This window comes from Pseudomonas sp., from assembly GCF_049645325.1.
GTDB lineage: Bacteria > Pseudomonadota > Gammaproteobacteria > Pseudomonadales > Pseudomonadaceae > Aquipseudomonas.
In genome coordinates this window covers 1-8,700 of the sequence record NZ_JBARTQ010000369.1, presented here as the reverse complement: position 1 = coordinate 8,700, position 8,700 = coordinate 1, and the positions used below count along the sequence as shown (strand labels likewise).

The 8,700-nt window shown below is 59.7% G+C and carries 7 protein-coding genes; 3 read left to right on the top strand and 4 right to left on the bottom strand.

Annotated elements, in window-relative coordinates; genetic code table 11:
* Positions 1–128: 128 nt before the first annotated feature.
* A complete protein-coding gene (locus WBB95_RS16245) occupies positions 129–935 on the bottom strand; it encodes a c-type cytochrome (RefSeq protein WP_424488516.1) in 807 nt (268 codons plus the stop codon).
* Positions 936–1,584: 649 nt separating this feature from the next.
* On the opposite strand from WBB95_RS16245, the gene WBB95_RS16240 reads away from it, so the two are divergent.
* From WBB95_RS16240 to WBB95_RS16230, 3 genes are all read left to right on the top strand, one after another.
* Positions 1,585–2,790 (top strand): acetyl-CoA C-acetyltransferase, encoded by a 1,206-nt coding sequence (locus WBB95_RS16240; protein ID WP_424488515.1) that lies wholly within the window; start codon positions 1,585–1,587, stop codon positions 2,788–2,790.
* A gap of 16 nt (positions 2,791–2,806) precedes the next feature.
* Positions 2,807–4,951, top strand: coding sequence for a 3-hydroxyacyl-CoA dehydrogenase NAD-binding domain-containing protein (locus WBB95_RS16235; RefSeq protein WP_424488514.1), 2,145 nt, complete (start codon positions 2,807–2,809; stop codon positions 4,949–4,951).
* Positions 4,952–5,166: 215 nt separating this feature from the next.
* Entirely contained in the window at positions 5,167–5,892 is a 726-nt protein-coding gene (locus WBB95_RS16230; RefSeq protein ID WP_424488513.1) for an amidotransferase, read from the top strand.
* Here the strand turns inward: WBB95_RS16230 and WBB95_RS16225 are convergent.
* The 3 genes from WBB95_RS16225 to WBB95_RS16215 form a co-directional block, all read right to left on the bottom strand.
* On the bottom strand, positions 5,889–6,860 hold the full coding sequence (locus WBB95_RS16225; protein WP_424488512.1) for a magnesium and cobalt transport protein CorA: 972 nt from the start codon (positions 6,858–6,860) through the stop codon (positions 5,889–5,891). The two genes, WBB95_RS16230 and WBB95_RS16225, sit on opposite strands and share 4 nt — an antisense overlap.
* 42 nt (positions 6,861–6,902) lie before the next feature.
* Positions 6,903–7,649 (bottom strand): 1-acylglycerol-3-phosphate O-acyltransferase, encoded by a 747-nt coding sequence (locus WBB95_RS16220; protein ID WP_424488511.1) that lies wholly within the window; start codon positions 7,647–7,649, stop codon positions 6,903–6,905.
* A 212-nt stretch (positions 7,650–7,861) separates the two neighbouring features.
* A complete protein-coding gene (locus WBB95_RS16215) occupies positions 7,862–8,554 on the bottom strand; it encodes a crotonase/enoyl-CoA hydratase family protein (RefSeq protein WP_424488510.1) in 693 nt (230 codons plus the stop codon).
* Positions 8,555–8,700: the final 146 nt, after the last annotated feature.

Below are 8,700 nucleotides of genomic sequence, written 5' to 3'. Positions count from 1 at the left end.
CCGCTGTAAGAGCGGAACCCATAGAGGCCATCACCCAAAAAACGGATATTCACCCAGCAAACCAAAGCCGACCAAGGCTTCAGCGACTACCACACCGAACGGTGGTGTTTTCAAAACCCTCGCCACACTCAGAGCGGCTGCTTACGCCCCGTCATATGCTTCAAATACCCCACCAACAAATCCAGCTCGCCCTCGGGCAACACACTGGCAGCAAACGCCGGCATCTTCGCCTGTGGCCAATGCCGCAAGCTCTGCGGGTCGCGGATATAACGCTTGAGGAAATCCCCGCTGAAATATTCAGTCGGGTTATAAGGCACATTCAAATCCGGCCCCACCTGGGCATCCCCGGCACCATTGAGGCGGTGGCAGGCCAGGCAGTTCTTCTGGAACAACGCAAACCCCTGGTTCACCGGATCGTTCGCCGCCAGCTTGGGGTCGGGCAACAGCGCCGGAAAACGCTCGGCCACGGTCTTCAACTGCTTGATCCCGGAGATCTGGAACGGCCACTGCTCAGGGCTGATGTTGCCGGCTTGCGGATCAGTCCACACCAGATAAAACGGCCCCGCACTCGGCTTGCCATCCGCCAGCGCAGGCCACGGGTGGGCGGGGTCTTCCACCGCCAGCCACGCGCGGGCGCCGTGTGTTTGCAACAAAGGCGCAGCGCTGAGTTCTGCGGCAAAACCATCAAGCGCGACGGCTTGCAGATGGTTCTCAGGCTTCAAACCGGGCAGCAGAGAGGCCAACGGCACTGCCCGATAAGTCATGGTGCGCTTGTAGGAAACGTCATCCACGACCTGCACCGTCTGCGTATCCGGGCGCGCGAGCAGCTCGGCGGTCTGCCAGGTCTTGCTGGTGTGGTCCAATTCAATGGTCAATTGCGCAGCGGTTGCAGGGAGCGCTGACAGCAAGGCGAGAAAGGCGAAGATGGATTTCAAGAGGGAGCCCGGTTCGAAGTGGCGGTGGTGCCCACGATACCGGAAATCGGCACGCAAAAAGACAGCCCCTGCAACAGGACCGCTATACGCAATGTCCCGGCAGGTGCTGCCAAAAGCTGCAGTCCTGGTGCTGTGTGTGCACCGAATGTGAGAGTCAAGTGGTCACCCAATAACCTTGGTTAAATTGGGCAAGATCAGAATCAAGGTGGTGGCGAAAAGAATGAGTCCCGCCTGACGTACTTTCGAATGTTTAAACATGGCTGACTGCCTTTTGTTGTTATTCCTGAGCGTCAAATGCGTGCCGGTCTGTTTTCAGTATCGCGATGTGACGTTGCACTTTTCTTACAGCTGCTCCAGCAAAACCCGGCAGCAACTTCTTACTGATTGAACCTTAGAGCCCTCGTTCTGCGCGGCTTAGATCCATTTCATATCAGCTAATCAGAATTTCTACTTAAAAAGATATGAGGCCTATCGCCATCTTGGCGCCAATGCCTTGGCTAGACAGCTAAAACGATTAATCAATCGATTCGCGTAGCGACCTACCGTTCGTCCGAGCGTGGGGGTCAAAAGCAATGAGCGCATCCGTCATTGAAACCGTGTCAATCGGGCCTAAGGTAGGGGCACACACGCACAGCGGTTCGAGGATGTCATGACCCAAGCTTTGATCTTTGATGCGATACGCACGCCCCGGGGCAAAGGCAAGGCCGACGGCGCCCTGCACAGCGTCAAGCCGGTAAACCTGGTGGCGGGCTTGCTCACCGCGCTGGCACAGCGCAGTGACCTCGACACGCACCAGGTAGATGACATCGTCCTCGGCTGCGTCACCCCGGTGGGCGACCAGGGCGCCGACATCGCCAAAACCGCCGCGCTGGTGGCGGACTGGGACATCAGCGTGGCAGGCGTGCAAATCAACCGCTTCTGCGCCTCGGGCCTGGAAGCGGTGAACCTCGGCGCGATGAAGGTGCGCTCCGGCTTTGAAGACCTGGTGGTGGTCGGCGGCGTCGAGTCCATGTCCCGCGTGCCCATGGGCAGCGACGGCGGCGCCTGGGTGCTCGACCCGCAGACCAACCTGCACAGCCACTTCACGCCTCAGGGCATCGGCGCGGACTTGATTGCTACCCTGGAAGGCTTCACGCGCCACGACGTCGACACCTTCGCCCTACAGTCCCAGCAGAAAGCGGCCAGGGCGCGTGCAGACGGTTCCTTCAACAAGTCGCTGATTGCGGTGCAGGACCAGAACGGCATCGTGCTGTTGGACCAGGACGAGTTTATTCGTGGCGACTCCACCCTTGAAGGCCTGGGCAAACTCAAGCCGAGCTTCGAGATGATGGGCCAGCTGGGCTTCGACGCCACCGCCTTGCGCGTCTACAGCCATGTGGAGCGCATCAACCATGTGCACACACCGGGCAACAGTTCCGGCATCGTCGACGGCGCCGCGCTGATGTTGATCGGCTCCGAGGCCAAGGGCCGCGAGCTGGGCCTGCAGCCGCGAGCGCGCATCGTCGCCACGGCGGTGACCAGCACTGACCCGACCATCATGCTCACCGGCCCCGCGCCGGCCACCCGAAAAGCCCTTGCCAAAGCCGGTTTGCGGGTGGAAGACATCGACCTGTTCGAAGTCAACGAAGCGTTTGCGTCGGTCGTGCTCAAGTTCATCAAGGACATGCGCATCGACGCCACGCGGGTCAACGTCAACGGCGGCTCGATCGCCATGGGCCACCCATTGGGTGCCACGGGCTGCGCAATCCTCGGCACGCTGCTCGACGAGCTTGAAGTGCGCCAGCAGCGCTACGGCCTGGCCACCCTGTGTGTCGGCGGTGGCATGGGCATCGCCACCATTATCGAACGCCTCTGAGCCCAAGGAATTTGTCATGACCGAAGCCATTCGTTACGAAAAAGGCCAGGACCAGATCGTGGTGCTGACCCTCGACATGCCCGGCCAGAGCGCCAACACCATGAACGGCGTGTACCGCGAGGCCATGGCGGCCATCGTCACGCGCCTGGAAACGGAAAAGGACGGCATCGCCGGTGTGGTGATCACGTCAGCCAAGAAAACCTTTTTCGCCGGCGGCGACCTCAATGAGTTGATCAAGGTCGACAAGGCCCACGCCAAGGATTTCCAAGACGGCGTGCGGGTGTTGAAAGCGCAACTGCGCCGCCTGGAAACCCTCGGCAAGCCGGTGGTCGCTGCAATCAATGGCGCAGCATTGGGCGGCGGCTGGGAGATTTGCCTGGCGTGCCATTACCGCATCGCACTGGACAACCCATCGACCCAACTGGGCCTGCCGGAAGTCACCCTGGGCTTGTTGCCGGGCGGCGGCGGGGTGGTGCGCATGGTGCGCATGCTGGGGCTGGAGAAGGCTTTGCCGTATTTGCTGGAAGGCAAAAAAGTTCGGCCGCAGCAGGCGCTGCAAGCCGGCTTGATCAATGAACTGGCGGCGGATCGCGACGAATTGCTGGCCAAGTCCCGCGCCTGGATTCTGGCCAACCCGGAGGCGAAACAACCGTGGGACAACAAGGCGTATCAGATCCCTGGCGGCACGCCTTCACACCCGAAAGTTGCGCAGATGCTTGCCATCGCACCGTCGATTTTGCGCAGTAAAACCAATGGCTGCTTCCCTGCGCCGGAGAAAATCCTCTGTGCTGCGGTAGAAGGCGCCCAGGTGGATTTCGACACCGCACACCTGATCGAAACGCGCTACTTCACCGAACTGGTCACCGGCCAAGTGGCGAAAAACATGATCGGCACCTTCTGGTTTCAGCTCAATGAAATCAATGCGGGCAGTTCGCGGCCTCAAGGTTTTGCACCATATGTCACACGCAAGGTGGGTGTGCTCGGTGCCGGGATGATGGGCGCGGGCATCGCGTACGTCAGCGCCAGTGCCGGCGTCGACGTGGTGCTCAAGGACATCAACCCGGCCGCCGCCGAGAAGGGCAAGGCGCATTCGGCCGCGCTGCTGGACAAGAAGGTCAGCCGTGGGCAATTGTCCGCCGAGCAGCGCGAAAGTATCCTCGCGCGGATTCATCCTACGGCCTCCGACGCCGACCTCGCGGGCTGCGACCTGATCATCGAAGCGGTCTACGAAGACCGTGAGCTCAAAGCAAAGGTGACGGCGGCAGCGCAAAGTGTCGTCGGCGCCGAGGCGGTGATCGCGTCCAACACTTCAACCTTGCCCATCAGCGGCCTGGCGACTGCGGTGCCTGACCCCGCCACATTCATCGGCCTGCATTTCTTCAGCCCGGTCGACAAAATGCCGTTGGTGGAAATCATCAAGGGCAAGAAGACCAGCGACGAAACCCTCGCCCGAGGTTTCGATTTCGTCCTGCAAATCAAGAAAACTCCGATCGTGGTCAACGACAGCCGCGGCTTCTTCACCTCGCGGGTGTTCGGCACGTTTACCAACGAAGGCATCGCCATGCTCGGCGAAGGCGTGGCCGCGCCGATGATCGAGACCGAAGCGCGCAAGGCCGGCATGCCGGTGGGGCCGTTGGCGGTGTCGGATGAAGTGTCACTCAGCTTGATGAGCCATATCCGACAGCAAACGGCGAAAGATCTGCAGTCCGAGGGCAAAGGGGTGCCGACGCACCCGGCAACCGTGGTGATCGACCTGTTGGTGAACGAGTACAAGCGCGCAGGCAAGGCCGCGGGCGGTGGTTTTTACGACTACCCCGCAGGCGCGCAGAAACACTTGTGGCCTGAGCTGAAAACCCGCTTTGAACAGCCCGGCAAACAGATTTCGCCGCAGGATGTACGTGACCGGTTGCTGTTTATCCAGGCCATCGAAACCGTGCGCTGCGTGGAGGAGGGCGTGTTGATGTCCACGGCGGACGCCAACGTCGGCTCGATCTTCGGCATTGGCTTTGCCGCGTGGAGTGGCGGCGCACTGCAGTTTATCAACCAGTACGGGTTGAACGACTTCATCGCCCGCGCACGCTACCTGGCCGAGCAATATGGCGAGCGGTTCACGCCGCCGGCGTTGTTGCTGCAAAAGGCTGCGCAGGGGGAAATATTCTGACCGAAACGCCACTCCCAGAATGACACAGACCAAATGTGGGAACGGGCTTGCTCGCGAATGCGGTGCGTCAGTTGATGCCTGTGTAAGCTGAAACAACGCATTCGCGAGCAAGCCCGCTCCCACAAGTAGTCAACTGGCGGGACTTGCTTTGCAGGGCTGTTTCAAGGCAGGCTCTGGGGTGTGCATTATTCCCATCACCGTGTCAGGTATTTTTTATGTCGCTACGCGTCTGTATCCTGGAAACCGATATCCTGCGTCCAGGTTTGATCGATCAGTACCAAGGGTACGGGCAGATGTTCAAGCGCCTGTTTTCAAAGCAGCCGATTGCCGCCGAATTTGTCGTCTATAACGTGGTGCAAGGTGAATACCCGTCGGACGACGAGGTGTTTGACGCCTACCTGATCACCGGCAGCAAAGCCGATTCCTTCGGCACCGACCCATGGATCCAGACCCTCAAGACCTACCTGCTTGAACGTTACGCACGCGGCGACAAGTTGCTGGGTGTGTGCTTCGGCCACCAGTTACTCGCGCTGCTGCTCGGCGGCAAAACCGAGCGCGCCAGCAAAGGCTGGGGCATGGGCATTCACGACTACACACTCAACGCCAAGGCGCCGTGGATGAGCCCGGTGATGGAAGAACTGACCCTGCTGATCAGTCATCAGGACCAGGTCACCACCTTGCCAGACAACGCCACGGTCATCGCCTCCAGCGATTTCTGCCCGTTTGCGGCGTACCACATCGAAGACCAGGTGCTGTGCTTCCAGGGCCACCCGGAATTTATCCACGACTATTCCCGCGAGCTGCTGGAGATTCTTCAGACGACCCTCGGAGAAAAGGTCTACACCCACGGCGTCGCCAGCCTTGAGCGCGACCACCACGGTGCAACCGTGGCGGAATGGATGATGCGCTTCGTGGCCCACAAGCCGGACGCTGTCGCTTAAAGCCAGCCCGAACGCTTGAAGCTGGCCCACAAACCGGTGCAGCCCAGCGCAATAAACCCGAGCACCGCAAAGTAGCCGTAGTGCCATTGCAGCTCGGGCATGTTCTGGAAGTTCATGCCGTAAATCCCCGCCACCGCCGTGGGGAATGCAAGGATCGCCGCCCACGCGGCGAACTTGCGCTGCACCACGCTCTGGCGCGACGCCTCCAGCAATACACCGATCTCGATGGTCTGGCTGGCAATGTCGCGCAGGGTGGTGAGGTCTTCCATCTGCCGCGTCACGTGAATCTGCACATCGCGGAAATACGGGCGCATGTTCTTGTCGATAAACGGGAAGCTCAGCTTCTGCAGCTCCTGGCTGATCTCCACCATCGGCGCCACATAACGCTTGAGCCGCAACACATCGCGGCGCAGGCCGTGCAGGTTCTGGATATCGCGTTCGCTCAGTGAGCTGCACAACACGTTGCGCTCCAGCTCATCGATCTCGGCGTGGATGGCTTCGCTCACCGGCTGGTAATTCTCGGTGACGAAATCCAGCAGCGCATAGAGTACGAAATCTTCCCCATGCTCCAGCAACAGCGGCCGCGCCTCACAGCGCTGGCGCACAAAGCCGTAGGACGCCGAATGACCGTTGCGCGCAGTGATGATGTAGCCGTTGCCGGCGAAAATATGCGTTTCGATAAACTCCAGCTTGCCGTTCTCGCGCACCGGTGAGTAGGTGACGATAAACAGCGCGTCGCCGAACGTTTCCAGCTTGGGGCGGCTGTGCTTTTCCAGGGCGTCTTCGATGGCGAGTTCGTGCAGGTTGAACTGGCGTTGCAGGTTGGCCAGCTCCTGGGCACTGGGTTCTTCCAGGCCGATCCACACAAAGTGGTCGGGTTTGGCGGCCCAGGCGGCGCCTTCATCGAGGGTGATATCCGTGACTTTCTTTCCGGCGCTGTAAACGGCGGCCGCAACAACTCTACCCATGGTGCTGATCGCTTCTTGTTAGGAGGACAGGTGTTGGGCAGCTTAGCTGGAAGCGAGTTCGATTGTTACGGCGGTTTGCAGCTCACGGTCCATCTCTGCGATGCATTCTTCCATTTGTGTCTGACAGGCCTGCATCAACGCCGGGATGTCATCCACAGTCAGCCCCGAGGTAGGAATCGGCGGCAACGAACGTATGAGCACATCACCGCTGTCCCAGCGATTCAGGTGCATATGCGTGACGTAATTGCTCACGCACACCTGCACGATCGGCACACCGGCCGCAATCGCCATATGAAACGCGCCTTTCTTGAACGGCAACAGGCCCTTGCCCAGGTTGCGCGTGCCCTCCGGAAATACCCAGATCGAGGTGTCTTCGTGTTGCAAGGTATGCGTGGTGGTCAGCATTGCGCGGCGCGCCTTGTGCGCATTGCCACGGTCGATCAGCACATTGCCCGCCAGCCAGAACAACTGGCCGAACAGCGGCACCCATTTCAGGCTCTTCTTGGCGATGCACACCGTGCGATAAGGCACCACGGTGCCCAACACAAACAGATCGTAGTTGGATTGGTGGTTGGCAATGATCACGCACGTGCCGGGCTTGTCGCGCAATGAGTCGACATCCGTTTTCACATTCAGCCGCAACAGCCACATCGCAGGCAGCGCATAAAGACGCGCGCACAGGCGACTGTTGTCCGGGTTGAACGGCCGGCAAATGCCCAACAGCACGCCGAGTACACCGGCGACGATAAAATGCAGGCCCATCAACAACATACGTAACAAAAAAAGCATCGACACGGCCCATCGGCACAAAAGGTCGCGCAGTGTACGGTTGTGCACTGTATTCGGCAATTGCCGGTACAGACGTAGGAGATAGGCGATGTTTAAGCACATGTTTCAACAAGTGCCAGCAAAGCCCGGCTAGAGCGGTTAAGGACGTTTCGGATTTATTTGTAAGAAAAAGCCCGACTCAAGGTCGGGCTCTTGCACTGCGGTGTCAGGAATTAACCCAGGTTGTGGCCTTGATCCTGGATGATCGCATCGTCCAGGGCTTCCAGCAGCGCCTTACGCACCTTCAACTTGGTGTGCTTGTGGGCGCTCATATTGATCTTCTTCAACTGGCGCGCCGCCTCCAGGGCCGCTGCGTGCAGTTCTTCCGGCGCGACCACCTTGTCCAGGAAGCCGGCACCCAGCGCGCCCTGCGGGTCAAACATCTCGGCGTTGATTACCGAACGATGAAACGCCACCTTGCGCAGGCGGTCCCGCGCCAACTCGATACCGGCGTGGTGCATGGTCATGCCGATCGCCACTTCATTCAGGCCAATGCTGAACGGGCCTTCAACGCCGATTCGGTAGTCTGCCGATAACAACAGGAACGCACCCTTGGCCACCGCATGCCCAGGGCACGCCACAATCACCGGGAACGGATGCGACAACAAACGCCGCGCCAGCGTTGAGCCGGAAGTCACCAGGCCGATCGCCTCTTTAGGCCCGGCGGTCATCACCTTCAAATCATAACCACCCGACAGAATCCCCGGCGTCCCGGTGATGATCACCACCGCCCGATCCTTCTCGGCCTGATCCAGCGCCGCATTAAACTCAGCGACCACTGCCGGAGAAATGGCATTCACCTTGCCGTTGCTCAAGGTCAGGGTCGCGATACCGTCTTCGAGGTGGTAGGCAATCAACTCACTCATGACGCGGTTCCTTGTAGGATTTGTTATAGAGCTGTTTATAGAAGTGCATGCGCAGACGTTACCCACCACGCCCGCCCCGGTAAAGCGCCGTGACTGACTACCCAGTCAGACTTTTCTCACTAGCCCAAGGGTAGACGGCCCGGAGC

Bases quoted from the DNA above. Each gene is read 5' to 3' on its own strand.
- WBB95_RS16240 (WP_424488515.1), top strand. From the start codon at position 1,585: ATGACCCAAGCTTTGATCTTTGATGCGATACGCACGCCCCGGGGCAAA.
- WBB95_RS16235 (WP_424488514.1), top strand. From the start codon at position 2,807: ATGACCGAAGCCATTCGTTACGAAAAAGGCCAGGACCAGATCGTGGTG.
- WBB95_RS16230 (WP_424488513.1), top strand. From the start codon at position 5,167: ATGTCGCTACGCGTCTGTATCCTGGAAACCGATATCCTGCGTCCAGGT.
- WBB95_RS16225 (WP_424488512.1), bottom strand. From the start codon at position 6,860: ATGGGTAGAGTTGTTGCGGCCGCCGTTTACAGCGCCGGAAAGAAAGTC.
- WBB95_RS16220 (WP_424488511.1), bottom strand. From the start codon at position 7,649: ATGCTTTTTTTGTTACGTATGTTGTTGATGGGCCTGCATTTTATCGTC.
- WBB95_RS16215 (WP_424488510.1), bottom strand. From the start codon at position 8,554: ATGAGTGAGTTGATTGCCTACCACCTCGAAGACGGTATCGCGACCCTG.